Origin of the sequence: Paenibacillus sp. Soil522 (assembly GCF_001428245.1) — a bacterium.
In the GTDB taxonomy this organism is placed as follows: domain Bacteria; phylum Bacillota; class Bacilli; order Paenibacillales; family Paenibacillaceae; genus Pristimantibacillus.
The window spans coordinates 1-25,333 of record NZ_LMRV01000054.1 but is presented as its reverse complement, the minus strand read 5'-3'; the positions used below and the strand labels follow the sequence as shown (position 1 = coordinate 25,333).

Here is a 25,333-nt window from a genome sequence, read left to right as displayed (position 1 = left end):
CCGCAGTTATTTGTCCACAGTCGACAAATGACATGCGGCTTTTCTGTTTTATTTCAAGCTTGAATATGCCGCTCTACACTGCGGTATAGGAAGGAGAAATGCCTGATGTATTTGTTTATTCATCGCAAGGACTTGCGTACCGCAGATTTGCGCGCATTTGATTATTTGAAAAAAAAAGATACACATGGCATTCATTTGCTCATCATAGATCCCGTCCTCACGGGTGAAGGCCGGCTAACCAGCCATAGCGGCCGAAATTTTATGGCGCAAGCCGCCTCCTTGCTGCACAGCTATTCCAATGCGGACAAAGAACTGCATGTGCTATACGGGGATCCCGTTTTGATTACCGAAGCTCTCCTGCAAGCGCATCCCATCGAAGAGGTCATCGTTCATGCGGACTACTCGCCCTACTCGCGCCGACGGGATGAGCAGCTTCAGCAGGCTACGCGCAGGCTGGGCCGGCGCTGGATGTCGATTGCTGATGCGCCGCTTGCTGATTTAGAAGCTTTCCCGGCATTCGCGCGGCGGCCTGCGCCTTATAAGGTGTTTACGCCCTTCTATCGCATGTGGAGCAGCTATATGCTGGAATGCTATCGTCCAATGAGCGGAACAATGATTCAAGAGCTGTCTACCGTCAAGGAAATGAACAGCAAGATCGCGCTAACATTCGCGCTGCCAGAATTCATTTCTTGCGCGCTTGGCGGCACCAGTGTTGAAGGGGCTCAAAAATCGTTAATCAAGCTGGATCGCTTCGCGCGCGAACGCCTCGCCTCTTACGCAATTCGCCGCGACGCTTACGCGGACAATTATGCCAGCGGGCTCGCTCGCTTCTTGAACACCGGCGCCATCTCGGCCCGCCATGCCTACGAGCTTACGCAAGGGCTGCCCGGGGCCGAGACATGGATTCGTCAGCTGGCATGGCGTGATTTCTATTTATACCAAGCGATGTATCATGATGATTACTTCCGTTATGAGCAGCTGGTTGATTTGTCCCCGCTCTCGGATACTCATCTGCAGGCGTGGACAACGGCTGCCACCGGCATTCCGATTATTGACGCGGCTATGACGCAGCTGAACCGTACGGGTGAGCTGCCAGGCCGCTTGCGAATGGTTGCAGCCATGTTTTTAACTAAAAACCTGCTGTGCCCGTTTACGCTTGGCGAGCAGCATTTCCGTCTGCACTTAAGTGATTATGACAATACGCTTAACCGCGGCGGCTGGCTGTGGTGCTCATCGCTGGGCTATGATGCTGCGCCTTATTTCCGCATTATGAATCCGGAGACGCAGTCGCGGACGCATGACCCCAGCGGCAGCTATATCCGGTACTGGCTGCCTCATTTGGCCCATCTTACGGACAAAGAGATTCATAAGCCGCAAAGCGGTGCCATCGTCGATCTGAAAGCGTCCCGGGCACGAGCCATTGAGGTATATAAGACGATACTCAAGTAGCTAACGCGGTCCATAACCCGAATATGATTGATACAGAAAAGCCTACTATTTCTTGTATGCCATATAAAAAAACCTCTATAACCGCTTCGAAACAGCGGATATAGAGGTTTTTCACATTTTTTATGAGCTGCGGCCTAGCTTCCTTGAGCCCCGCCTACTACGAATGATCTGCGCTGCGCTTGTCTTCTTCCGAGAACAAGCATAGCCGCGAGCAGAAGCAGCATCAGCACAACGAGCACACTAATATACCATAAGGTGGACTGCACATTGTACTGGTCCATAAACCAGCCGGTTATTCGCGGTAAAATAGCACCTCCAAGGCCGCCGCATGCTACCAGCAGACTTGTTGTCCGCTCGGTCATTCCCGGAATGAGCTCATTGGCATAAACCAGGGCGATGCCGAAGATACCCGAGAAGCACAAGCCGCTTAGCGCGACCAACGCCAGTATCCAGCTGAGCTGCCCCATGACCGCCATTAAAACAAATACGACCGAAGCGCCTGCCGTAGCGATGAATAAGTATCGTGAATACCCCATCCGGTCTGCAAGTACGCCTGCAAATAAACGGCCAAGCACCATCGTGCCCCAGAATAAGCTGAGTACGGCTGCCGCACCGGATTCCTCCACGCCCGAGCGAATGATGAGAATCGACGGCAAATAGTTAGAGAAACTCATTTCCATTCCGACATAGATCATAAAAAAGAGTGCCGATAACAATAGAAACGGCAGTGCTTTACGCGGATATCCAAAGAAGACCGTCGCTTCTGATGCGCTTGCAGCAATCGATTCGGCAGATTCATTTGGTTTGCCCTTCTCCGCCGCTGCGCGTGAAATAAATCCAAGCTGGTCGTCCAGCTCTCCGAATGACATCGTCAGCCATAACACAAACGTGATGCCTGCCATCGCGGCCAGTATAGGGAAGGAAATTTGCCAAACGCCTTGCTGAATCAGGTAAGCAGCCGCAATCGGAATCATTAAGGCGCCTACGCCAAAAAAGGTTTCCAGCCGGCTCATTGCCGCTGCCTTTCCGTTCTTCGCCATATCGATGATCATCGCGCCGACGACAGCCTCCGTCATACCGAAGCCGAATCCCGCCAAAGGGCCAATCGCCAGCATCCAGCCCCATGGAAGCAGCAGGCTGTAAGCCGCTTCACTGAGCGTCAGTAGGCCAACCGCAAGCAGAACGGCGCCCCTCTTCCCTGTTCTCGCTGCAATGGACGGCGCAAGCAGGACACCTACCAAAAATCCGAGAAACTGATTCATAACCCATTGCCCGCCATCTTTATAGGTCAAGCCGTAATGATCCATCAGCTGTTCCAAAATGGTTCCGCCCACGACATGAGCAACCCCTATGACCAAATACGACAAGCAGCCAAGCCAAAGTAACTTCTTCATTTTAATGCTTCTCCTTATTTACGCACGATCTCCTTGCGTCTATCTGATATAATAAACCTATTTCATTCGTGTTAAGCTTTCAGTGAATATTTATCTGACCGGAGGTACACAACCTGTGACGAACAAACCAAGCTCCACTCATTATAAACGAGATCCGATTGATATGACCATATGTCCGCTAGAAACTTGCCATGCCGAGGAAATATGCGGCTGGACGTATGAAGCGCCATTCGATATTTATAATTGGCCCTCCTGGGAGCAAATGAAAAAGGACGAAATCGAGTTCGGCGATTCCGTCCTTCGAGCGGCTCAATATGCTGCAGTAATCGATAGTCAGCAGAAGCTGATTGGGTTTGCGCAGTTTTTCCCCTTAACAGGGGTGACGCGGCTTGGGCTCGGCCTGCGGCCCGACCTATGCGGCCTGGGGCTCGGTCCCGCCTTCACTCAGCTAATCGTCTCCGAGGCCGTGCGGCGGGCGCCGCAAAATGAAATTGATTTGGAGGTGCTCGCCTGGAACACTCGCGCCTCCCGCGCCTATGAGCAAGCTGGTTTCCATATAACGGACACCTATTCGCGCTCTACTCCCCACGGCTTTGCCGAATGCCATTGTATGGTTTATAAGCCGTCTGCAGCGGAATGAAATGTCGATTATTATATTAATCTAATAATTTGCGTTACTTTATCGTCCTGCGAAACCTCAATAATATGATGCTTGCTGTTATAGGTAATGACACCGCCGCCTACCGCAATGACCGGATCCTCGCCCAATCCGAAGAAGACATCGTCCGCTAATGCTTCCATCACCTCAGACCGGTCCTCGACAGGCAGCGCAGCCCACTCCTCCGAATCCATTTCAAAAAAAGTATAGCTTCCCTCGATTTCAGCCACCGCTGCTGTCAAATCCTTCAATATATCTGCGTATTCTCTCGCATGCCTAACGCCCATTTGTGATTACCACCTTTATCATCGTCATTTTTTGTACACATCTCTCTACTATTCTACCTTATTTTTTAAAATTTTAACGCGTTCGCCTGCAAAACGTATCATTTACTCTAACTTCAGAATACCCATTTGACGATAATATAAGAAGTAGAGAAATGTCGAAAATGATTTGGACGGGGTGTATGATGAAAAATTCAACAATTATCGGTCTTATTCTAGGGTTAGTCGCTGTACTCGGAGGGATGGTGTTAAAGGGAGCGCACCTGTCATCTCTTTTGAATCCTGCTGCTTATATGATTATTATATTAGGAACCATAGCTTCTGTTCTTATTGCCTTTCCTATGTCCGAGCTTTCCAAAGTCGGCAAGCTGTTTAAAATGGTATTTTCCGAGCAAAAGCTGCCTCAGCGCGATGAATTGATCCAGCGCTTCATGGAATGGGCTTCCGTTACGCGCCGCGAGGGCTTGCTCGCTCTTGAAGCAAAGATCGACGAAATTGAAGATACGTTTCTCCGGAACGGCATGCGCATGATTATTGACGGGAACGATCAGGACTTCGTGCGCGACGTTCTGCTTGAGGATATTGCAGCAACGGAAGACCGCCATAAGGCTGGAGCTCTTATTTTCACGCAAGCAGGTACATATGCGCCTACTCTAGGCGTACTCGGCGCGGTTGTAGGCTTGATCGCCGCTCTGGCCGATATGAGTGATATGGCGAAGCTCGCTCACGCCATTGCCGGTGCATTTATCGCTACATTGCTTGGTATCTTTACAGGTTATGTGCTTTGGCATCCCATTTCTAATAGATTGAAGCGTTTGTCTAAGCAAGAAATTCAAATTCGTCTCATGATGGTTGAAGGCTTGCTATCCATTCAATCCGGCGTATCGACGATTGCGATTAATCAGAAGCTGTCCGTATTCCTTACACCTACAGAAAGATTGAAGTTGAGGGAGAAGGAGGAAGGAGCCGCTTGAGCAGAAAGCATAGACACGAAGAACACGAGGAGCATGTTGACGAATCCTGGCTCATTCCTTATGCCGATTTGCTTACCCTGCTGCTAGCACTCTTTATCGTGTTATATTCGATGAACTCCGTCGACGTGAAAAAATTCGAAGAAATGTCCAAAGCCTTCAGCGTGGCGCTCAGCACAGGCAGCGGAGTGCTAACCGAATCGGCTATCGTCAAGAGCGGTGACGATAACGGGAAGAAACAAGATGAAGCAGGCGGCTTGATCGACACAAAGGATCAGTCGAAGGAAGAAACGAAGGATCAAACGGCCGAAGAGACAGCTCGTCAAAAGCTGATCGAACAAGAGCAGAAGGATCTTGAGGATCTGAAGAAGAAGGTTGACACTTACATCAAGAAGAACGGTCTCACGACCGATTTAAAAACGAAGCTTAACCTTTCACAGCTAATGATTACGATTAGCGACAACGCGTTATTTGCCCCGGCGCAAGCAAACGTTAAGCCGGAATCGAAGGAGCTCGCTGTCGCAATCGGCAAAATGCTGCAGCAATATCCTGATTATGAGGTCATCGTATCCGGGCATACCGATACAACCCCGATCTCGACCGTCTTCTTCAAGTCGAACTGGGATCTAAGCTCGATGCGGGCCATTCGTTTCATGGATATTTTGCTCGAAAATAAACATCTGAATCCCGTGCGCTTCAGCGCCATCGGCTACGGTGAATATCGTCCGGTTGCCGATAATAAAACGGTGGCAGGCCGCGCTAAAAACCGCCGTGTTGAAGTTTCGATAACTCGCAACGAATCAGCCAATGCTCAAAATCTTAAAGTGAAATAGCACAAGCGTAAACGGCTGTCGCCGACCTTTGGCGGCAACAGCTCGTTTCGCGGTGAAATATAAGCTTATTTATAAATGTGAAACATATAAATTCTTATATTTTAAACAAAAATCCCCTGCATCATTCGCTAAACGCGCTTGATGCAGGGGATTTTTGTTAAGTTGCACAGCTCTATACCGGCTCGTAGCTTAAATTTTCAAATAGCGTCGCCTTCTCGGCTTCTGTCAAATCCCGCCACTTCCCGACCTGCAGCCCGGCCAGATGAATGTTCATGATCCGCTGACGCTGCAGCCTTCTTACATGGTAGCCGAACGCTTCGCACATTCTACGAATTTGACGATTGCGCCCTTCGGTTAATATAATCCGGAATACGCGATCCGTCACTCTCGTCACGACGCAAGGCAATGTCATGCTGCCCAAAATATGAACGCCGCTTGCCATCCCGTGCAAGAAAGCCTCCGTCACCGGTTTATCCACCGTGACCAAGTATTCCTTCTCATGCTTTCCCTCCGAGCGAAGTATCGGATTTACGATATCACCGTCGTTCGTCAGAAGAATTAAGCCCTCCGAATCCTTATCCAGCCTTCCAATCGGAAAAATACGCTCGGCATGGCCGATAAAATCAACTATATTCCCCTTAATATGTAGCTCTGTCGTACTCGTAATGCCTACCGGCTTGTTGAGTGCAATGTAAACATGCTGTCTCTGCTTGCCAATCTTACGGCCGTCGACACGCACATCATCCCCCAGCTCAGCCTGACTGCCCAGCAATGCCGTAACGCCATTGATCGTTACGCGTCCGCCGTCTACCAGCTTATCCGCCTCGCGTCTGGAGCAATAGCCCGTTTCACTAATAAATTTATTGATTCTCAAAGCTGCTTCACCCCGTTGTATGTACTGCCAAATCAGCAATTTTGTCCGATGGATCATCATGCGCGGCTGCTGCCGCAGCACCGAAAGACGCCAGCCGGCTGCCTCAACATGAGGCAAGGCCTATGCTTGTTCTTCTAGTATAACGTTCTCACCAGCTTCTTTCAAAGCTGGAAGAACCACATTTACCGTTGTTCCGACATTTACCTGGCTTTTGATATCCATTGACCCGCGATGACTGTTAATAATACGCTGACTCACCATAATACCGAGACCGGTGCCTGTTTCCTTGCCTGTAAAAAAAGGATCGCCAATTTTCGATATCATCTCGGCAGGAATGCCCATCCCTTCATCCGTAACTGCAATCGAAATAAACTCTCTTTTGTTCGTAATTTGAATATGGATCCGTCCACCGCTCGGCATCGCTTCAATGGCATTTTTCAGCAAATTAATGAATACCTGCTTCAATTGATTCTCCTCGCATGAGATCAGGCACTGCTCCTCCGTAAAAGAAACAAGAAACTCGATATCGTGAAGCAGCGCTTCACTGTTCATTAATGCGATTACATCCTGCAGCACATCCCTCACGTCTTTTGTAATAAACCTCGTTGCTTGCGGCTTGGCCAAAATCAGAAACTCTCCAACAATCAAATTAATTCGGTCGAGCTCCGATAGCATAAGGGCCACATAGGAGAGCGTCAGCTTCTTGCTCTCCTGCTGAAGCTGCAGAAAACCGCGCAGCGTCGTAAGCGGATTGCGAATTTCATGAGCAACGCCAGCTGCCAGCTGCCCTACCGTCGTAAGCTTCTCCGATCTGCGCAGCAGCTCCTCCATCTTATTGCGGCTGCGCATATCTCTTGAAATGCTGGCAAATGCACGAATCGTTCCGTCCGAGTCGCGAATAGGCGAGATCGTAACGCTAACCGGAATCATCTCGCCCGTCTTGGTTAGGCGCATCGTTTCCTGCGCGGGCAGCACCTTTCCTGTTAGCAGCTGGTTCAGCATTTGCCTCATCTCCGCTTTATGAGAATCCGGCAGAATCGGATAATAAAGCCCGATTGCCTCCTCCTCCTCATATCCAAAGAGCAGCTCGAAAGCGCGGTTTACTTGAATGACTTTACCGTCCAGATCGATAAGGTGAATGGCATCGCTCGAATGATTAATAAACGACTCCAAATGCTCCTTCATGCGCCGATTTTCTTCAAATGCTTTTCGCAGCTTGCTCATATAAATGCTTAGATTTTGCGACATCGCATTAACCTTTAGCGCAAGCAAGCCAAATTCATCCTTGCGTTTAATGTGAATCGGTTGTTGAAAGCGCGCAGAAGAAACCTCGTTCACCTTCCACAAAATATCCTTTAACGGCTTGATCATGACACCTACCATCCAATAGCTGATAATGAGCACGAGCACCATCGTAATGCCCGTATAAATCAGCGAATCGTTGCGGCGCTGGTTTATAAGGTGCTTAATCCCTTCCCCGTCATATACAACGCTTATAATATAGTTGCCCGTCAGTTCGGTTGAATAGTAGCTTCGAAAATAGAACTTTCCGTTTATTTGCATTTTTCGCAGCGCAAAGCCGGTATTCTTCACATCAGATAAATTGGAATGATCGCTTGTTGAGTCCAAATACGTATAGGTACCGAACAGAACGGATAACGAGTCTTGCTCAAATACCGTTATTTCCTTTATATTTGGATTTAACGATTTTACAATGTCAAAGATATGCTCAGGACCCGAATGATCTTCTTCAATAATGGAGTCCCTGCCCGATTTCTGCTCGTATGAGGAAAAGGAATTAGCTACATGCATGGAGGTATCCTGCATCGATTGACGCACTTGCTCCCGCATACCGTGAATCATCGTATATTCACTTAACATGTGGTAGAAAATGAAAAACGTCAATACAATAAGCGTAATTAAGAAAGAGAACTTCATCTTAATTGACAATGTATGCCACATCCTTTTACACAAAAACGTTTTATTAACAACTTATACACATTATCAACAAGTACTGTGCACAGCTCTGAATAAAATGTGAGTATTTATGTGTATATCATGCAAGTTATCCACAAAGTTATCCGCAACATGTTAACAACAGAATATTTGTTCGTTGTATAATGATTAACTTTCAAAGGGGTTATTGTTTATGATAAGAGAACAAGAAGATCAGATCTGGATGCTGGAAGCCATCGCAGAAGCTAAAAAAGCCGAGCAAATCGGAGAGGTTCCTATCGGGTGCGTAATTGTCAGAAACAACGAAATTATCGGGAGAGGCTACAATTTGCGGGAGACGCGATTTGATCCAACCGCGCATGCCGAAATGGTGGCCATTCGTGACGCCTGCGATCGCATCGGCGCATGGAGATTGTTAGATTGTACGTTGTATGTCACGTTGGAGCCTTGTCCTATGTGCGCCGGCGCCATTGTTCAATCCCGGGTTAATCGTGTTGTATTTGGAACGACCGATCCAAAGGCGGGTTGTGCCGGAACGCTTATGAACTTACTGCAAGAGCCCCGTTTCAATCATGAAACGGAGCTCACAAGTGGTATTTTACAGCCTGAATGCGCGTCTCTGTTAACTCAATTTTTCCGTCGACTGCGAGAGAAATAACGTCCCCTACAAATTGTCGCGGCGTATCGTGATAGGTGCTAGTTCGTCTCTTTGTATATACTGTAACGCAACAATAAGCTGATCGGCCTCTTCGCTAATCGCCAGAACATCCGGATCTGTCAAACTGCCGCGAGCCTCGGCTATTTCATGAAGCTTTAGCCGCAGCGACTGCAATTGTTTTAGCAAGTGTTTTTTGTCCATAGCTCGCTTCGGGGCACGCTCCTTATTTAGCACTCGTATGGTAATGGTTCTATTATACTCGGAGAGCAATAAGGAGTTTGTAAAATCTTGTCGACGAACGCAGACAATTTTCGGGCATTATTCGACAAAATGAAGTCATTTATGCCGTTATATAGTTCTTTTTTACTAATAAAATCAATTAATATTTGGTTATTATCACTCACTACAAATTTAGAACTGGTTAATTTTACACACTATCGCTGTATAAGGAGGCCGCATCCCGTCTCCAATACGATGCTCCACGACCGTTGAACGTAATTGCCAGCGATTATTTAGCATTTATGTGCTGCCTGATTTCTTTAAGCGCTTTTACGACAAATATCCCGAAGAATCGTTACCCCGACATCCCGGATAATATGTCGAATTACAGAAAAAATTGCTGCAAAAACCGCTTGCCGTCTACAATTATGAGGATAAATCCATTTGTATTATAAGAAAGTATGAAGTAAAATTATTTAAAACATAAGCAGCATTGCTCGTGAAATAAACATAAAATCGGATGTCGGGATGTGCCTTTGTGAATAATAAAGCAGTTATTCTAGGTTGTAATTATTATATAGGCTTAAGCACGATTCGTTGCTTAGGCATTAACGGCGTACATACGGTTGCAGTTGATTATTCCACTAAAGATACCTATGGCGCGGATTCAAAATATACGTCCGAGAGACTGATCTCTCCTCACTATAAAGAAGATACGGCGGCATTCATTCGTTTCCTAATTGACTATGCCCGTAAGCAAAGCGTCCCTCCCGTTCTCATTCCTTGCCATGATTCTTATCTAGAGGTCATCGATGAGCATTTGGACGAGCTGAGAGAACATTATCTCATTCCGCAAAATGTACCAGGCATATATTCAGATATGATGAATAAAGAAGTACTACAGCGGCTCGCGCTTGATAACGGTGTTTCCGTCCCTGAAACGGTAAGAGTGGATGAAAACCGCTTCTTCGAGAAGATCGACCAAACGATCAAGTACCCTTGCATCGTCAAGCCAACCGACTCCCCTTCCTTCGTTGCGAAATTTAGAAGAAAGCTCTTCAAGGTAAACAACCGCCCAGAGCTTGAAGAAGCATTGGCAAAAGCAAAGGAAGCAAATTTGGAGGTTATCGTACAGCGTATCATTCCGGGCTTTGACGATCATATGTACACGTTTGACGCTTACTTAAACCAGAATTCCAAAGTAACGCACTGGGTAACCTGCCAGAAATTCCGCCAATATCCAATCAATTTCGGCGCATCGGTTTATACAGGCCAGAAGTATGTCCAGGAATTGTTCGATATCGGCGCTCCTTTTCTGGAGAAGATGAAATGGAAGGGCTTCGCGGAAATCGAGTTCAAGAAGGACGCCGAAACCGGCCGATTTTATTTGATCGAGGTCAACTGCCGGATCACGAACCTGAACAACCTGCTTTACAAGGTAGGCGTGAACATCCCTTGGATTACGTATCAAGAGCTGACAGGCGGCAACCTTGTTCCCCCAAAAGCCGTCAAAGAAAATACGAACCGCGTATTCTGGTACGGGTATGAGGACATGCTCGCCATTCGTGACTATATCAAGACCGGGCAGTTGACATGGAAGCAAGTATTTGCATCGCTGTTTAAGCCGAAGGCTTACGCAATTTGGGATTGGAAGGACCCTAAGCCAGCCTTCTCCTACGCCTCTATCATTGGCGGCAAGCTGACGAAAAAGCTTCTGAGAAGATAGTCCGCACAAACAGGAATAGGTCACTAGAATGGAGCTGATCGTATGTTATTGACCTCCTTAGTTAAAGATCTTGATTACACGCTCGTTAAAGGTGATTTACATATAGAAGTAAACTCCGTTGCTTATGACTCCAGAGAGGTCAAGGCCAATGGCGTTTTTGTCGCTATTTCCGGCTTTTCGGTTGATGGCCATCATTTTATTGATAAGGCGGTCGCGCTTGGCGCGACCACTGTCATTGTTGAGAAGGAAGTCGCCATTACGGCTGACGTTACGGTGCTGCAGGTTGCCGATACACGCGAAGCGCTTGCGCGGGTTGCCGCTAATTTCTATCATCGCCCGACTGAGCAAATGAATCTTCTCGGCATAACAGGGACGAACGGAAAGACCTCGACCACTTATTTTCTAAAATCAATTTTTGAGCAAACGGGGACATCCCTCGGTATTATCGGCACGATCGGAACGGTCATCGGAGACAAAATGTTCCAAAATAAAAATACGACTCCGGAATCACTGAATCTGCAGCGGATCTTCGCTGATATGATCGAATCCCATACGAAGCATTGCGTCATGGAGGTTTCATCGCATGCGCTCAATTTAAGCCGCGTTGCTCAGTCCAGCTTCAATACCGGAATCTTTACGAACCTAACGCCGGACCATCTGGAGCTTCATCATACGATGGAGGAGTATTTCGAGGCAAAGGCCAAGTTATTTACCATGACGACGGACTATAACATTATTAATGCGGATGATAAATTCGGTAAAATCCTTATCGACCGATTGATGAGCGCGGCTCCTAAGCTGCTCACGTACGGAATCGAGCAGGAGGCTGACATTTACGCAACGGATATTAACTATTTTGCCGAATACACGACCTATACCGTAAATACACCAAAAGGCAGCATCGCCATTAAAGTAAATCTTCCTGGGACGATCTACGTATACAATAGCTTGGCTGCTATCGCAACCGCTTATTGCAATCAATTCAGCTTGCAGCAAACTGCTGACGGGATTGCGGCTGTCGATGGTATTAAAGGGCGTCTGGAGGTCGTTTATCAGGATGAAGACACCAAAATTATCGTCGATTTTGCGCATACGGAGGATAGCCTGGAGAAAGCCTTAACGACGATACGGCCTTTCGCTAAGGGCAAAATCATTCTTGTATTCGGCGTATATGCGGCTGATGGGGAGTCCGGTACGGAAAAGCGCAGATCGATGGCCAAGGTTGCCGCTAAGTTTGCCGATTTTTCCGTTATCACCTCGGATAATCCGAAGGAGCAGGATAATACGCTTATTATCCGGGAAATTGTCGAAGGCATCGAAGAGCATAATGGCGCCTACGAGGCCATTGTCGACCGGAGAGACGCGATTGCCTTTGCCATTGAAATCAGCAGGAAAGACGACGTTATCCTGATCGCCGGCAAAGGCCATGAAACGTCGCAAATTATCGGCAAAACGGAAATTCCTTTTAATGAGGCTGAGATCGTTAGGGAAATCATCAAAAGTAGGTTGAACAATGGAAGCTAAAAGCTTAGGCGTCATAGGCGGGATGGGTCCGAAAGCAACATCCGTATTTTTCGACATGGTTATCGAACAGACCGCAGCAGACCGCGATCAGGATCATATTAATATCGTTGTCCTTAATCACGCCACTTTACCCGACCGAACGGATGTTATATTGGCGGGCAGAGGCGAAGTGTTTCTTGAAGCGGTTGCGAAGGATTTAAAGCTCCTTGAAGCAGCGGGCGTGTCGAATATCGCAATCCCTTGCAATACGTCGCATTATTTCTACAACGATATGCAGCAAATGACGGGTATCAACATTATCAACATGGTGGACGAGACATTGAAAGAGATCTACGACACCTACGGAGAACATTGCAAAATCGGCATTTTAGCTACGAATGGGACCGTTAGCAGCGGCGTATACCGAAAAGGCTGCGCTCAGTACAATATGCAGCTCCATGAGCCTAACGACTCGATTCAAGAGCATGTGATGGACATTATCTATAATAAGGTAAAACGCAATTTACCGGTAGAACCATCCGAGTTTGAAGGAATCATCAACCATCTTCTGATCCAAGATCAATGCCAGTGTGTAATCATCGCATGCACCGAATTATCATGCATTCCGATTCAAAACGAGGTCTCGAAATATTGTGTAGACGCAATGGCCGTGCTTGTTCAAAAGTCTATCGAGCTATCCGGCAAGCAGTCCATCACGAAATAAAGACAGCGACGCGCGAGCATCCACTTATGATATAGCACAAAAAAACCGGAGATACGGATCTCCGGTTTTTTTGCGTCTCTGCTATTCTATTTCAAATAGATCGGCATTCCGATCTCTTGCTTCAAGAATTTTTGGCAGCTGCTCAAAAAACACATCCACCACTTGCGGGTCAAAATGCCGCCCCCGTTCTTCCTTTATGAGGGCCAATATCCGGTCCAGCTCCCAAGCCGCTTTATATACCCTTGAGCTGCCTAATGCATCAAATACATCTGCAAGCGCGGTAATGCGCCCGTAAATATGAATGTCTTCGCCTGCAAGCCCTTGCGGGTACCCTGATCCGTCCCATTTTTCATGATGATGCCAAGCTACAATTGCCGCTGCCTGCAGGAGCTGCCTCTTGGAATTTCGCAATAGCTGGTAACCGATATCGGCATGTCCCTTCATCCGCTCAAACTCTTCATCGGTTAGCTTTCCCGGCTTTTGCAAAACGGCATCCGGTATAGCTACCTTACCGATATCATGCATCGGTGAAGCGCTGCGCAGCATGTCTGCCTCCGACTTACACATGCCTAACCCTAATGCTAAAATATAGGAATATTGGGCGACCCGTTTAACATGATTACCCGTTTCCTTCGAACGGCCTTCGCCAATTTTGCCCATTGCCATAATAATCTCTTTTTGTGTTTCGAGTATTTCCTCATGAAGCATGATCGATTCCAGAGATTTACCCGAGTACGATGCGGCGAGCGATAGGTATTCCATATCCTTCGTTGAAAATGTCTGTTTTTCTGTCAATTTATTAATAGCTTGATACGCCCCGATAACTTCTCCCTGATTATTGCAAAAAGGGATGGTCATAATCGACTTCGTCCGGTAACCGGTCTTCCTGTCGCTTTCTGGATTATGTCTGGGGTCCTCATATGCATCATCTATAAAAATCGGTTGTCCGTAACTGATTGCGCTTCCGACTAACCCGCTTCCGTAAGGGATTCGAATTTCTCCCACACCGTGAGCGACTGCCGTAAACAGTTCATGACGTGCAGCGTCAATAAGCCAGACAGTACAGCGGTCGGCAACGACCATTTCCCGGCCCATGTTCGCCATTAAAATAAGCACGGACTCCAGTTTTATTTCATTTGCTATTTTTGCTGTATATTCGAATATCACTTTGAGCATTTGCTCAGGCGATAAATCTAATTTATAAGAGCGGGGATCATTGAAGTTTTCTTGCATGCAGGGCACTCCTCCAGCCGTACGAGCTCATAACCTTTACAATTATTCGCTCTCCCGCACGCTAAATCCTGCTAATCAGACAAGAAATGCTAGTATTTTCGACAAATAAAGCAGCAGTTTTATTCTCTAATCGTTAATCTTGCTTACTTAAAAGCACACATGCTATAATTAGTATTGCTGCGCGTCCGTAGCTCATCCGGATAGAGCAAACGTTTCCTAAACGTTAGGTGGGAGGTTCGAGCCCTCTCGGGCGCGCCATTTCTTTACTCGTCTATTGACCGTATCATACGGCAGTTTTAATATTTTTTGTTGTTACTTAGCTCACCTATCAATTTCTTTCCTAAGTCTTGCCAATTGGCAAGGCTCTTTTTGAACTTGATTCTCAGAATGATTTTTCACCTTACGACAGCCGTATTTCTAGTCATTGCCGTTTCCAAAAAAGAGCGGCATACCATTCCGCCTTACCCGCCCGCTCCGTGCAGCTTGCAGCCGAGATGTCCATGATAAATTTATGCATATCTATCGGCCCTTCTAACGTATAACTACATAAGTCACTTTAGTCGGCTGTTTTTATTATAAGGAGGCAATATAAAATGAATCAAACTTTCGGGCTTCATAAAGAGGAGAAAACGTACGGAATGCTTTGCCATCTGCTTGCTTTCAGCGGATTAATCATTCCGTTTGGCAACATTCTCGGCCCGCTTATCATCTGGCTCATGAAGAAGGATCAATCCAGCTACGTGGATATGCACGGCAAAGAATCACTTAATTTCCAGATCAGCAATGCCATCTATACCATCATTTCCAGCCTGCTCATCTTCGTACTCATCGGCTTTGTCACTACACCGCTTTTATTTATTTTCTGGCTTGTATTCACCATTATCGGTTCCATTCGCGCATCCGAAGGGAACAGCTACCGTTATCCGTTAACGATTCGTTTTCTCAAATAAAACAGAAAGGCGCCAGAGCTGGCCAGCTCCGGCGCCTTTCTGTTTTAGGCAGCTGCGAACCATATTTCTTCCACAGTACAAGCTAGCGACCCAATTGATCCAGTGCCTGCTGGCGCAGCTATCGACAGGGAGCCCTCTCTAAGTCATCACCCGAAGCAAAAATCGCCCCTGACAGTCAGGAGCGGCTTTTAAACGGGCTTTTTAAAGTCCAACCGGCTGTTGGAACAACTTTGTCAGCTCATCCAGCGTAATAGCATCAGTCGGAATTTCATTCTCGAACTTCGGAGCTTTATTAATATCGGAATAGTTCACGTCATAATGAACGCCAAGCTTCATCTTCTGACCGCTCTCTTTATCCGATGCTTCAACATTTATTTTACCTGCCTGGTAAGAGAGATAGCCGTCTGTAATAGCGCCGGTAACCTTCAGCGTGTTTACTTTGACATCGTTTTTGAGTGTATTCAGTATCTCCGTTTTGTTTGTTTCAAGATCCGTTTTAAACTTCTCGATATCAGCCTTCTCTAGCTGCAGCGACTTGAGCGATTCTTCATTCGCAAGCAGAACGTCAAGCACTTCAGGCAGCACCTGGTTAATGACGGTTTCCACCGTTTTCGGGTAGTTGTCTGCGTTGATTTCGAAAGCAACGATTTGATCAGCTTTCAGGTCGGCTGGCAGACCAGCCTCCTCCGCCTTAGGCTCACTGAAGTAAGTCTTCTCGTCAAAATGCTTAAGCAGCACATCTCCAAGCTCCTTGCCAAGCTTCTGCTGTGCAGCTAGATCGATCTCAGCCGCGCCCTGCTGCTTCGCAAGCTCCTTCAGATCAATCTTGATGAACTTGCCAGTAACGGTTTCAGGCAGCGGCAGCATCGGAATTTGCGGTATTTTCACATACAGCGTTTCCTCTGTCAGGATCATTGGTACGGTGAGCTTCATTTCCATATCACCCGGCAGCACGATCTCCATATTCAAATCCGTACGCATCGGGTCCTTCTGGTAAATAGCATCGACTGTAATTGTTGCATCCTTAATCATGCCTACGATCGCTGCTGCTGCAGCCGCATCGCCCTGCTTAGCTGCATCCTGCGGAATTTCCAGCTCATCCAATCCTAATGACATTTTAACTGCATATGAGTCCGCTTCTGCGATCTTCGTCATAGCTGCCTGCAATGCTTCCTTCGGCGGTTTACCCGAGCTGCAGCCTGCAATAACGACCAAAATAACAGCTAGCAAAAGAACCCCTATTTTATGTACTTTTTTCATGAAATAAGTTCCTCCCCTATCTTTTTATAAGCACCTCCATTCTATACTATAAAAGCAGCTTTTAGAAGTTATATCCAAAAATTCCCGTTCAGCGAACTGAACGGGAATTTTGATCTATGCATTTTGGAACCATTTAATTTTTAAGAGCCTTCGGGATTATTATGACTCACGTGATTATGCTGCTTCGTCTTCTTCGAGCCGGATAGCGGCTCTTGCTGTCCGCCGCCGTTACGATTAGGCCTATTGACCTGCGGATTGCCTTCCGGCACTGGAAAATCTTTTGATTTAGCCATTCAGAACCCTTCCTTTATCTGTTTCATTTTGTAATTCCTCAACCGTTAAGTTTTTTGATGCTCTAAATTAGCCGGGTTGTCATGATTTAAAGCATCTTGATGGCGCCGGTCATTTTTGTCCTGCTGCAGCTGCTGTGCCTGATGGCTGTTGACCGGCTCGATGTCTAGTGCTTCAACGACATTCGATAAATTTTTATCGGCAGTTCCTTTTGCTTTCGTCATAAGTGATTATCTCCTCTACGCGTGCGTCAATCGATGAAGCGCTTGAGCACATTCATGCAAATGTCGGGTGTAATCCTGTATCAGCTGCTGAGTGATTTCGCCTCGTTCATCGACGGATATCTTATCCTTCTCGACGTCAATAAACTCAACCCTTACTTCGCGGCTATCTACATAAGTAACTTTAAAATCAAACGAATACATTTGATGACCGGCTGAATCAATCGTCACGCGCAGTGACTTCGAATCGGCCTCGTCCGGCAGCACCTTGCAGCGGTCAGCGCTGTTTAGCGTTTCCGGCAAAGTTTGTCGCCAAGCATCTGCTAAATTTTCCTGATTCAATTGCAGCTCATCTGATTTACCCATTAAATGAAGCACCTCCACACGTATAACATGCGGAGGGCGACTTCATTTTATACGAGGAGATGAGGTACAAAAAAAGCCCAAACGCTTGGCGTCTGGGCTTGTTCATATGTAGCTGATAAAAATATGGAGGAGAGAGTGGGACTCGAACCCACGTGAGCTTGCGCTCTAACAGTTTTCAAGACTGCCCCGTTATGACCGCTTCGGTATCTCTCCATCATTTAATTGTCACAAGAAATATTGTACCACAGGTCAAAATAAAGATGCAACTAAATTTTGACCTTGTGGCAAAAAAATTTAAAGTTTAGGTGCTTCGATCGAGCTGATGCCGCCCATATACGGACGCAATACCTCTGGAATCGTCACCGATCCATCTGCTTGCTGGAAGTTTTCGATGATCGCAGCAAAGGTACGGCCAACCGCCAACCCCGAACCGTTTAGCGTATGCACGAATTCCGGCTTGCTCTTCGTATCTCTGCGGAAACGGATTCCGGCGCGGCGCGCTTGGAAATCCTCTACGTTCGAGCATGACGATATTTCACGGTACGTGCCCGCGCTTGGAAGCCAAACTTCAAGGTCATACGTTTTTGCCGCTGTGAAGCCCATATCGCCCGTACAAAGCGTTAGAACACGATAAGGAAGTCCTAGCAGCTGCAAAACCTTCTCGGCGTTAGCGGTCATTTTCTCGAGCTCTTCGTACGAATCCTCCGGCTTAGTCAATTTGATCAGCTCGACCTTATTGAACTGATGCTGGCGAATTAAGCCGCGTGTATCGCGTCCGGCCGAGCCGGCTTCCGAACGGAAGCACGAGCTGTAAGCTACAAAATATTTAGGAAGCTCTTCTGCCGGCAAAATCTCTTCGCGATGCAGATTCGTAACCGGAACCTCAGCCGTAGGAATAAGAAAGTAGTCTGAATCCGAAATTTTGAACAGATCCTCTTCAAACTTCGGAAGCTGTCCCGTACCGACCAAGCTTTCGCGATTCACGATATACGGAGGCAGAATTTCCTCATAACCGTGCTTGTCGCTGTGCAAATCCATCATGAAGCTGATGAGCGCGCGCTCAAGTCGTGCACCAAGGCCGCGATAAAAGGTAAAACGCGATCCCGTCACCTTCGCTGCGCGTTCAAAGTCTAAGATGCCGAGCGATTGGGCAATTTCCCAGTGCGGCTTGGGCTCGAAGTCAAAACTTGGCACCTCGCCGTTTTTGCGAAGCTCTACATTATCTTCCTCCGACTTGCCGATTGGCACGCTGTCGCTAGGAATGTTAGGAATCGCTAGCGTCAGCTCCTCCACTTGCACCTCTAGCTCGCGAAGCTCATCGTCCAGCTCTTTAATACGGTCGCCTACCTCTCTCATTTCAATGATAAGAGCTTCGGCATCGCCGCCCGTTCTTTTGAGCTTAGCTACTTCCTGTGAAACTGTATTGCGACGACTTTTCAGCTGCTCCGTCTCTTGGATAAGATCACGGCGCTTCGTATCCAGCACCGGGAAATTAGCAATAAGATCAAGTGAAGCTCCGCGGTCATGAAGCGCCCTCTCAACCTTCTCGAATTCATTTCTTAACAATTTCACATCCAGCACGTGTCAAAAGCCCCTCTCTGAAGGGAGTAATTTTATTATTGTAAAAGCTTATTCCTTGCCTGCGGCTGCTTCCTTCACCATATCAACGAAATATGCATGCAGCCTGCAGTCATCCGTTAGCTCCGGATGATAGGACACGGCAAGCAGATGTCCCTGTCTTGCGGTTACGATCTCATCTCTGTATGTAGACAACACTTCTACGTCAGAGCCGACTTTCTTAATCAATGGCGCACGGATAAAAACTGCGCGAACGGGCTCATCGATTCCCTTTACGTTTAAATCCGTCTCAAAGCTTTCCTGCTGGCGGCCAAATGCATTCCGCGCAACCGTCATATCCATTAGACGCAAATGCGCATCCTCTTGTCCCTCGATTTCATCCGCCAATACGATAAGACCCGCACAAGTGCCGAATAACGGCTTACCCTGCGCTGAAAAATCCGCAATAGCTTCCATAAATCCGTATTTCCGCATAAGCTTGCCGATCGTTGTGCTCTCGCCACCCGGAATAACAAGCCCCTGCAGCTCCTTAAGCTGCTCAACCCGCTTAACGGCGACCGCCTCTGCGCCCGCCGCTTCTAAGCTTCGTATATGCTCTGCTACTGCGCCTTGAAGCGCAAGTACGCCTATCTTCATCGCTCTATTCGCCTTCCTTTACGGGCAAGAGCCGGCATCGCTATAAGCGATTAGCCGGCACCTGCATATTACATCTATTAGATACCGCGATCTTGCATGCGCTCAGCAGCGTTCAGCTTGGAAATTTCGATCCCTTTCATCGGTGCTCCCAAGTTTTTCGATACTTCTGCAATAAGCTTGTAATCTTGATAATGCGTAGTCGCTTCAACGATCGCACGCGCGAACTTCTCAGGGCTGTCCGATTTGAAAATACCTGAGCCAACGAATACGCCGTCTGCACCAAGATGCATCATTAGCGCTGCGTCGGATGGAGTCGCTACGCCGCCTGCTGCAAAGTTAACAACTGGAAGCTTGCCGGTTTCATGCACATCAAGAAGCAAATCATAAGCTACGCCAAGAATCTTAGCTTCATGATAAAGCTCGTCCTTCGACAACCCTTGGATTTTGCGAATTTGTCCATTGATGAGACGTAGATGACGAACCGCTTCAACGATGTTACCCGTTCCTGGCTCACCCTTTGTACGCAGCATCGCTGCACCTTCTTGAATACGGCGCAAAGCTTCGCCAAGATCCTTTGCTCCGCATACGAACGGAATTGTAAACTCCTGCTTGCTAATGTGGAACACTTCATCGGCTGGCGTCAGCACTTCGCTCTCATCAATGTAATCAACGCCCATCGATTCCAATACTTTCGCTTCTACATAATGGCCAATACGAGCCTTCGCCATTACAGGAATCGAAACCACTTTCATCACTTCTTCTACGATTGTCGGATCAGCCATACGGGCTACTCCGCCTGCCGCACGAATATCGGAAGGGACGCGCTCTAGCGCCATTACCGCTGTTGCCCCTGCTGCTTCTGCTACCTTCGCTTGCTCGGCGTTCATTACGTCCATAATGACGCCGCCTTTTTGCATTTCTGCCATGCCGCGTTTTACGCGCGATGTACCTGTTTCCATGCTACAAATCCTCCTATTTTCATCCATCAAAATGTATATTACCGCAGTTGTTCTAACCATTGATTTTACAGGAACCAAGATTAATCGACAAGCCTAGATTTACTTTATTTCCTTGTTTACTGCTCGGATTAGAACAAATTGACGATTCCATTAAATAAACTAGCGAAAAAATTACCGATAGCACGGAACATCAAGCGGAACCAGCCTGCCTTCTGTCCATCCTCAGTCGTAATCAGGTTAACCGTACGCTTCAGCTCAAGCTTCGTGTCCGGATCCGTGTACTTGTACGTTACCGTACCAACAACGGTACCGACCGGAATCGGAGCAACCAATTCAGCCTCGGTTTTTACATCACTGGCAACAATCTCGATCTTAGGCTCTACGCCCTTCTTAACCATGAACGTAATATCCTTATCCGTTACAACCGGGAGGGATTTCTTTTTGCCCTTCTTAATCTTAACCGATTTCACCGATTCTACCACGGATTTTGGCGGCAGCACCGTCTTTTTCTCAAACGTGCTGAAGCCGTAGTTGTACAACTTAGCCGTTTCGTTAAAACGGGCGTGTTTTGTAGCTGTATCCATAACGACGCTAATAAAACGTTGATCGCCCCGTTTAACAGTACCCGTAAAGTTGTAGCCTGCTGCATTGATAAATCCTGTCTTCATGCCGTCGACGCCTTCATAAGCCAAATGCTTTAGACCCGTTTGGTTTACGTTCGTGCCCAGCATCCAGTTGATGTTTACGATCGGATCCGCGTCGCGCTCACGGAATTTATATTCCTGCAGCTTGGAGTATTCCAAAAATTCCGGATGCTCGCTCAAAATAATTTGTGCAAGCTTGGCCATGTCAGCTGCAGAAATAACTGTCGTCTCCGATAGGCCCGTTGCACTTGTGAAAATGGCCGTTTTTAGACCGAGCTTATCGGCTACTTCATTCATCTTCGTTACAAAGCCTTGCTCGCTTCCCGCTATTTGTGAGGCAAGCGCAATCGTTGCATCGTTAGCGGAGCCCACTGCCATTGCTTTATATAAGTCGCGAACCGTATGTTGATCGCCTTGAGCCAGAAATACGGATGATCCGTCCAGCGGTACGGCGGCTGCTTCCGCGCTGGTCGTAATAACCTCATCCCATGATAAACGCTCATTTGATACTTCTTCAAGAACAATATATTCCGTCATTAGCTTGGTCATACTTGCCGCAGGAAGCGGTTCTCCCGAGTTAACCTCATACAGCACTTGACCGGAATCCGCATCAATTAAAATAGCCGCTTTGACCTGTAAGCCTAAAGAATTATCCGTACTAGGTCTTCCATCATATCCACTCGCCAGTGCCACCGCCGAACCAAGCGACAGCATTACCATCCAAACCGCCAAACTTGCAGCGATGACTGACTTTAACCGAACCGGCCTTACCATTTCCTTCAACGTCGTTTCTCCCCTTTTCCCACTAGGTTTGTCTGTTGTTAATTGTAACATATCAAACCCTAACAATTAAACCTCTTCAAGACGTTAGTAGAATAAGTAATCCTTCATAAAAAAACCAGGCAAGGAAGTGCGAACAGGGCACCCTTCCTTGTCTGGTTATAAAAGCTTATTCTACTCAATTTTAATTTTATAGGGAGTAGTTTGGAGCTTCCTTCGTAATTTGCACATCATGCGGATGGCTTTCACGAAGACCCGATCCTGTAATACGAACGAATTGCGTATCGTTCTTGAGCTCGTCCAGCGAAGATGTACCGCAGTAGCCCATACCTGAACGCAAGCCGCCCAGCAATTGATGAACGGTATCAGCAAGCGGTCCTTTGTAAGGAACGCGGCCTTCAATACCTTCCGGAACAAGCTTGTTCTCGTTCTCTTGGAAGTAACGGTCCTTGCTTCCTTCCTTCATAGCGCCGAGCGAGCCCATACCACGGTATACCTTAAAGCTGCGGCCTTGGAAAATTTCCGTTTCGCCTGGGCTTTCAGCCGTACCTGCAAACAAGCTTCCGATCATAATCGCGCTTGCTCCAGATGCGATTGCCTTCGTTATGTCACCGGAATATTTAATACCGCCGTCTGCAATAACCGGAATATTGTATTCGCGGGCAACTGTTGCACAATCATAAATCGCTGTAATTTGCGGAACGCCGATACCAGCAATAACGCGCGTTGTACAAATCGAGCCAGGACCGATACCTACCTTAACTACAGATGCGCCAGCTTCGATTAGATCGCGCGTAGCATCGCCGGTAGCAACGTTGCCTGCGATAATCGTAAGAGCCGGATAAGTTGCACGAAGCTTACGAACAGCTTCTATAATATTAATATGGTGACCATGTGCCGAATCGACAACAAGCACGTCAATACCCGATTGTACCAGAGCTTCCGCACGATCCATCGTGTCCTTCGAAATACCGACTGCTGCTCCGCAAAGCAGACGGCCTTGCTTATCCTTTGCCGCATTCGGGAACTGGATTGCTTTCTCAATATCTTTAATCGTAATAAGGCCTTTAAGCGTGTTCGACTCATCGATGAGCGGCAACTTCTCGATCTTGTGCTTCTGGAGAATACCTTCCGCTTCCTGCAGCGTCGTGCCGACAGGTGCCGTAACAAGGTCTTTGCGAGTCATGACTTCATTTATTTTGATCGAATAATCATGTACGAAACGCAAATCACGGTTTGTCAAAATACCGACAAGCTTCTTGTCTTGATCAACAATCGGCACACCTGAGATGCGATATTTTCCCATCAATTCTTCTGCGTCATATACATGGTGATCAGGCGTAAGTGAAAACGGATTTGTAATTACACCGCTCTCCGAACGTTTTACACGGTCTACTTCCTCCGCTTGCTGTGCAATCGACATATTCTTATGAATAATGCCAATTCCGCCCTCACGCGCTATTGCAATCGCCAATGCGGCTTCTGTAACGGTGTCCATGCCTGCGCTAATGAGCGGAATGTTTAGCTTAATGTTCTCGCTTAATCGAATCGAGATGTCAACTTCCCTAGGCAGCACTTCTGATTTGCGCGGAATAAGCAGGACGTCGTCAAACGTTAGCCCTTCTTTGGCGAATTTCGTTTCCCACACGAGTATGTTCCTCCCTTAATTTAAGTACGTCTCACATATATTATTGCAATATTAGCAGAGGGGTTATGGGCTGTCAAGGCTGATGAACAGCATGTTGCATCCACTTTATACTCGTTCTAGAAGACTGAAAGAATGCTATTTCTTTAGAAAAAATCAGGTAAATACGTTATTCGTTCGGGAATACGATCTTGTAAGCGTTTAATCATTGCCTTATCTCCGTCTATACGCGTCAAATGGGCTAATTGAACCGGCCGGAGGTAACCTAGAAGCATGGTCGTAAATGATCCAATATCCAGCTTAATTACGTCTTCTTTTCTATGATTTTCATCCAAACGTCGTAGAGAAGCTTTGCCTGATGCATCTATTTGAAGTAAATAGCTGCCATTATTCCAAGGAGCATGCTCATCGCTAAGCTGGATTGGAATATGATCATCACTATTTGAAGAATTGAAATCATAGCCGTCTACAAATGCCTCAGCGTCTACTATACGAGCCATAAAATAAGGAATGGTTTCCTGCCCAATTCTTGGATTAGGCAGCTGATACGGGAGCAAGTCGTCAGAAGGCACTGTAATGGTTACATCATCTATCATCGAATCATGCTGAGCAATAAATGACCATAAAGCCGTTCTCGACTCCTCATTTAAGTAAATAAGCTCATGAACCGTTAACCGTTTATTTTTCACTTCATATATCAAATAGCCGCACGTCTCTCCGCTCTTATCGTAATAAAGGGCGATTTGACCCGGCTTTCTCTTGCTGATACGATACTTCCACCATAGCTCGGTACGTACCAACGAACCATTATATTTTGATGCATATGTTTGGTAAATAGCACTCAACAAGCTGTATTTTCCACTAAACCGCTCGATATGACCTTCATATGGAATTCGCTTTGGCAGTAGTTCTGACTTGATTATGTAAGCTTTATGTTCGGTATAGATTTCCCAGCCAAATTTGCGATAAAAATCAAATGCGAATGGATGCAGAAAGGAAATGACCTGTCCCTTCGCCTTCATCTCCTGCAGCGATTGAACAAGCAGCTTAGCAACTAAGCCCTGCCTTCTATACTCAGGCCAAGTTGCAACTCCCGCTAGACCGCCCATAGCAAAAGCCTTTCCTCCAATATAGGTTTGCAGCTCCAGCACCGTAGCCTGCGCGGCGAACTTATGATCGACATAAGCGGCATACCGTACTGCCGGCTCGGTCTCAAACTGCTCTCTCGATTGCTCAAGCTCAGCAGCTGACTTCTCGTATTGAAAAGCAAATTGCGATAATGCCATGCTTTCATAAAACTGCTCCATACTCATATGCTTGATTTCAATTGCTTTTGCCATCTAGAAGCGCCTCCTTTTTCATATGAGCTTATCATACCGTAAAAACAACAAAAAGACCTATCGCATTACATGCGATAGATCTCTCGTGCTTGGCGACGTCCTACTCTCCCAAGACCCTGCGGTCTAAGTACCATTGGCGCTGGAGGGCTTAACGGTCGTGTTCGGTATGGGAACGCGTGGT

General features: G+C 47.1%; 25 protein-coding genes, 2 tRNA genes and 1 rRNA gene. 10 read left to right on the top strand and 18 right to left on the bottom strand.

Going from position 1 to position 25,333, the window contains the following annotated elements; all coding sequences use genetic code 11:
- The first annotated feature begins 105 nt into the window (after window positions 1–105).
- Entirely contained in the window at window positions 106–1,449 is a 1,344-nt protein-coding gene (locus ASG81_RS17555) for an FAD-binding domain-containing protein (protein WP_056636807.1), read from the top strand.
- 134 nt (window positions 1,450–1,583) lie between these two features.
- Here the strand turns inward: ASG81_RS17555 and ASG81_RS17550 are convergent, their stop codons facing one another.
- Entirely contained in the window at window positions 1,584–2,843 is a 1,260-nt protein-coding gene (locus tag ASG81_RS17550) for an MFS transporter (protein ID WP_056636805.1), read from the bottom strand.
- Window positions 2,844–3,006: 163 nt separating this feature from the next.
- Between ASG81_RS17550 and ASG81_RS17545 the strand changes: the two genes are divergently transcribed.
- Entirely contained in the window at window positions 3,007–3,483 is a 477-nt protein-coding gene (locus ASG81_RS17545; protein ID WP_056636834.1) for a GNAT family N-acetyltransferase, read from the top strand.
- Window positions 3,484–3,494: 11 nt separating this feature from the next.
- Here ASG81_RS17545 and ASG81_RS17540 read toward each other — a convergent pair whose 3' ends face one another.
- Window positions 3,495–3,788: a hypothetical protein gene (locus ASG81_RS17540; RefSeq protein ID WP_056636803.1), complete on the bottom strand. Its 294-nt coding sequence runs from the start codon at window positions 3,786–3,788 to the stop codon at window positions 3,495–3,497.
- 182 nt (window positions 3,789–3,970) lie between these two features.
- On the opposite strand from ASG81_RS17540, the gene motA reads away from it, so the two are divergent.
- Together motA and ASG81_RS17530 are read left to right on the top strand one after the other, a co-directional pair.
- A complete protein-coding gene (gene motA / locus ASG81_RS17535) occupies window positions 3,971–4,759 on the top strand; it encodes a flagellar motor stator protein MotA (RefSeq protein WP_056636832.1) in 789 nt (262 codons plus the stop codon).
- Complete coding sequence (locus ASG81_RS17530; protein ID WP_056636801.1) at window positions 4,756–5,589, top strand: flagellar motor protein MotB; 834 nt, start codon at window positions 4,756–4,758, stop codon at window positions 5,587–5,589. The genes motA and ASG81_RS17530 overlap by 4 nt, the downstream gene beginning before the upstream one ends.
- A 172-nt stretch (window positions 5,590–5,761) precedes the next feature.
- Here the strand turns inward: ASG81_RS17530 and rluF are convergent, their stop codons facing one another.
- Entirely contained in the window at window positions 5,762–6,463 is a 702-nt protein-coding gene (rluF, locus tag ASG81_RS17525; protein ID WP_056636831.1) for a 23S rRNA pseudouridine(2604) synthase RluF, read from the bottom strand.
- Window positions 6,464–6,583: 120 nt separating this feature from the next.
- Entirely contained in the window at window positions 6,584–8,413 is a 1,830-nt protein-coding gene (locus ASG81_RS17520) for a PAS domain S-box protein (protein WP_056636799.1), read from the bottom strand.
- 199 nt (window positions 8,414–8,612) lie between these two features.
- Between ASG81_RS17520 and tadA the strand changes: the two genes are divergently transcribed.
- The gene (gene tadA / locus ASG81_RS17515; protein WP_056636797.1) at window positions 8,613–9,077 is read left to right on the top strand and encodes a tRNA adenosine(34) deaminase TadA; all 465 of its coding nucleotides are present in this window, start codon (window positions 8,613–8,615) and stop codon (window positions 9,075–9,077) included.
- 6 nt (window positions 9,078–9,083) lie between these two features.
- On the opposite strand, the gene ASG81_RS17510 is transcribed toward tadA, so the two are convergent.
- Window positions 9,084–9,263 (bottom strand): aspartyl-phosphate phosphatase Spo0E family protein, encoded by a 180-nt coding sequence (locus tag ASG81_RS17510; RefSeq protein ID WP_235548920.1) that lies wholly within the window; start codon window positions 9,261–9,263, stop codon window positions 9,084–9,086.
- Between the two features lie 571 nt (window positions 9,264–9,834).
- On the opposite strand from ASG81_RS17510, the gene ASG81_RS17505 reads away from it, so the two are divergent.
- The 3 genes from ASG81_RS17505 to ASG81_RS17495 are packed head-to-tail and all read left to right on the top strand — an operon-like array spanning window position 9,835 to window position 13,249.
- Window positions 9,835–11,022 carry a carboxylate--amine ligase gene (locus ASG81_RS17505; RefSeq protein ID WP_056636793.1) on the top strand — a complete coding sequence of 396 codons (1,188 nt, stop codon included), beginning with the start codon at window positions 9,835–9,837 and terminating at the stop codon, window positions 11,020–11,022.
- A gap of 42 nt (window positions 11,023–11,064) precedes the next feature.
- On the top strand, window positions 11,065–12,546 hold the full coding sequence (locus ASG81_RS17500; RefSeq protein WP_056636791.1) for a UDP-N-acetylmuramoyl-L-alanyl-D-glutamate--2,6-diaminopimelate ligase: 1,482 nt from the start codon (window positions 11,065–11,067) through the stop codon (window positions 12,544–12,546).
- Window positions 12,536–13,249: an aspartate/glutamate racemase family protein gene (locus ASG81_RS17495; RefSeq protein WP_056636790.1), complete on the top strand. Its 714-nt coding sequence runs from the start codon at window positions 12,536–12,538 to the stop codon at window positions 13,247–13,249. Before ASG81_RS17500 ends, ASG81_RS17495 begins: the two co-directional genes overlap by 11 nt.
- A gap of 81 nt (window positions 13,250–13,330) precedes the next feature.
- On the opposite strand, the gene ASG81_RS17490 is transcribed toward ASG81_RS17495, so the two are convergent.
- Window positions 13,331–14,482, bottom strand: coding sequence for an HD domain-containing phosphohydrolase (locus ASG81_RS17490; RefSeq protein WP_056636787.1), 1,152 nt, complete (start codon window positions 14,480–14,482; stop codon window positions 13,331–13,333).
- A gap of 181 nt (window positions 14,483–14,663) precedes the next feature.
- Here ASG81_RS17490 and ASG81_RS17485 point away from each other — a divergent pair.
- Both ASG81_RS17485 and ASG81_RS17480 read left to right on the top strand, forming a co-directional pair.
- Window positions 14,664–14,740: transfer RNA gene (locus ASG81_RS17485), tRNA-Arg, on the top strand.
- A 335-nt stretch (window positions 14,741–15,075) separates the two neighbouring features.
- Entirely contained in the window at window positions 15,076–15,432 is a 357-nt protein-coding gene (locus tag ASG81_RS17480) for a DUF4870 domain-containing protein (RefSeq protein ID WP_056636785.1), read from the top strand.
- Between the two features lie 201 nt (window positions 15,433–15,633).
- Here ASG81_RS17480 and ASG81_RS17475 read toward each other — a convergent pair whose 3' ends face one another.
- From ASG81_RS17475 to rrf, 12 genes are all read right to left on the bottom strand, one after another.
- Window positions 15,634–16,692 (bottom strand): hypothetical protein, encoded by a 1,059-nt coding sequence (locus ASG81_RS17475; protein ID WP_056636783.1) that lies wholly within the window; start codon window positions 16,690–16,692, stop codon window positions 15,634–15,636.
- A 140-nt stretch (window positions 16,693–16,832) separates the two neighbouring features.
- The gene (locus tag ASG81_RS17470) at window positions 16,833–16,985 is read right to left on the bottom strand and encodes a small acid-soluble spore protein P (RefSeq protein ID WP_056636781.1); all 153 of its coding nucleotides are present in this window, start codon (window positions 16,983–16,985) and stop codon (window positions 16,833–16,835) included.
- Window positions 16,986–17,030: 45 nt separating this feature from the next.
- On the bottom strand, window positions 17,031–17,207 hold the full coding sequence (locus tag ASG81_RS32115; protein WP_200961537.1) for a hypothetical protein: 177 nt from the start codon (window positions 17,205–17,207) through the stop codon (window positions 17,031–17,033).
- 15 nt (window positions 17,208–17,222) lie between these two features.
- On the bottom strand, window positions 17,223–17,570 hold the full coding sequence (locus ASG81_RS17465) for a hypothetical protein (RefSeq protein ID WP_056636779.1): 348 nt from the start codon (window positions 17,568–17,570) through the stop codon (window positions 17,223–17,225).
- Window positions 17,571–17,694: 124 nt separating this feature from the next.
- Window positions 17,695–17,783: transfer RNA gene (locus ASG81_RS17460), tRNA-Ser, on the bottom strand.
- A gap of 81 nt (window positions 17,784–17,864) precedes the next feature.
- Entirely contained in the window at window positions 17,865–19,151 is a 1,287-nt protein-coding gene (gene serS, locus ASG81_RS17455) for a serine--tRNA ligase (RefSeq protein WP_056636777.1), read from the bottom strand.
- 48 nt (window positions 19,152–19,199) lie between these two features.
- Window positions 19,200–19,784, bottom strand: a complete 585-nt coding sequence (gene pdxT / locus ASG81_RS17450; protein WP_056636775.1) for a pyridoxal 5'-phosphate synthase glutaminase subunit PdxT — start codon at window positions 19,782–19,784, stop codon at window positions 19,200–19,202.
- A gap of 77 nt (window positions 19,785–19,861) precedes the next feature.
- Window positions 19,862–20,743 carry a pyridoxal 5'-phosphate synthase lyase subunit PdxS gene (pdxS, locus tag ASG81_RS17445; RefSeq protein ID WP_056636773.1) on the bottom strand — a complete coding sequence of 294 codons (882 nt, stop codon included), beginning with the start codon at window positions 20,741–20,743 and terminating at the stop codon, window positions 19,862–19,864.
- A gap of 128 nt (window positions 20,744–20,871) precedes the next feature.
- The gene (locus ASG81_RS17440; protein ID WP_056636829.1) at window positions 20,872–22,161 is read right to left on the bottom strand and encodes a D-alanyl-D-alanine carboxypeptidase family protein; all 1,290 of its coding nucleotides are present in this window, start codon (window positions 22,159–22,161) and stop codon (window positions 20,872–20,874) included.
- Window positions 22,162–22,357: 196 nt separating this feature from the next.
- A complete protein-coding gene (gene guaB / locus ASG81_RS17435; RefSeq protein ID WP_056636772.1) occupies window positions 22,358–23,815 on the bottom strand; it encodes an IMP dehydrogenase in 1,458 nt (485 codons plus the stop codon).
- Window positions 23,816–23,958: 143 nt separating this feature from the next.
- On the bottom strand, window positions 23,959–25,152 hold the full coding sequence (locus ASG81_RS17430) for a GNAT family N-acetyltransferase (protein ID WP_056636768.1): 1,194 nt from the start codon (window positions 25,150–25,152) through the stop codon (window positions 23,959–23,961).
- Between the two features lie 87 nt (window positions 25,153–25,239).
- A 5S ribosomal RNA gene (rrf, locus tag ASG81_RS17425) occupies window positions 25,240–25,333 on the bottom strand; the annotation flags it as partial.

Excerpts from the sequence above, each read along its gene's own strand:
- ASG81_RS17500 (WP_056636791.1), top strand. The coding sequence starts at position 11,065 with ATGTTATTGACCTCCTTAGTTAAAGATCTTGATTACACGCTCGTTAAA.
- ASG81_RS17545 (WP_056636834.1), top strand. The coding sequence starts at position 3,007 with ATGACCATATGTCCGCTAGAAACTTGCCATGCCGAGGAAATATGCGGC.
- ASG81_RS17495 (WP_056636790.1), top strand. The coding sequence starts at position 12,536 with ATGGAAGCTAAAAGCTTAGGCGTCATAGGCGGGATGGGTCCGAAAGCA.
- ASG81_RS17555 (WP_056636807.1), top strand. The coding sequence starts at position 106 with ATGTATTTGTTTATTCATCGCAAGGACTTGCGTACCGCAGATTTGCGC.
- pdxS (WP_056636773.1), bottom strand. The coding sequence starts at position 20,743 with ATGGAAACAGGTACATCGCGCGTAAAACGCGGCATGGCAGAAATGCAA.
- ASG81_RS17490 (WP_056636787.1), bottom strand. The coding sequence starts at position 14,482 with ATGCAAGAAAACTTCAATGATCCCCGCTCTTATAAATTAGATTTATCG.
- ASG81_RS17440 (WP_056636829.1), bottom strand. The coding sequence starts at position 22,161 with ATGGTAAGGCCGGTTCGGTTAAAGTCAGTCATCGCTGCAAGTTTGGCG.
- ASG81_RS32115 (WP_200961537.1), bottom strand. The coding sequence starts at position 17,207 with ATGACGAAAGCAAAAGGAACTGCCGATAAAAATTTATCGAATGTCGTT.
- ASG81_RS17550 (WP_056636805.1), bottom strand. The coding sequence starts at position 2,843 with ATGAAGAAGTTACTTTGGCTTGGCTGCTTGTCGTATTTGGTCATAGGG.
- pdxT (WP_056636775.1), bottom strand. The coding sequence starts at position 19,784 with ATGAAGATAGGCGTACTTGCGCTTCAAGGCGCAGTAGCAGAGCATATA.
- ASG81_RS17540 (WP_056636803.1), bottom strand. The coding sequence starts at position 3,788 with ATGGGCGTTAGGCATGCGAGAGAATACGCAGATATATTGAAGGATTTG.
- ASG81_RS17465 (WP_056636779.1), bottom strand. The coding sequence starts at position 17,570 with ATGGGTAAATCAGATGAGCTGCAATTGAATCAGGAAAATTTAGCAGAT.
- ASG81_RS17470 (WP_056636781.1), bottom strand. The coding sequence starts at position 16,985 with ATGGCTAAATCAAAAGATTTTCCAGTGCCGGAAGGCAATCCGCAGGTC.
- ASG81_RS17475 (WP_056636783.1), bottom strand. The coding sequence starts at position 16,692 with ATGAAAAAAGTACATAAAATAGGGGTTCTTTTGCTAGCTGTTATTTTG.
- motA (WP_056636832.1), top strand. The coding sequence starts at position 3,971 with ATGAAAAATTCAACAATTATCGGTCTTATTCTAGGGTTAGTCGCTGTA.
- ASG81_RS17430 (WP_056636768.1), bottom strand. The coding sequence starts at position 25,152 with ATGGCAAAAGCAATTGAAATCAAGCATATGAGTATGGAGCAGTTTTAT.
- tadA (WP_056636797.1), top strand. The coding sequence starts at position 8,613 with ATGATAAGAGAACAAGAAGATCAGATCTGGATGCTGGAAGCCATCGCA.
- ASG81_RS17480 (WP_056636785.1), top strand. The coding sequence starts at position 15,076 with ATGAATCAAACTTTCGGGCTTCATAAAGAGGAGAAAACGTACGGAATG.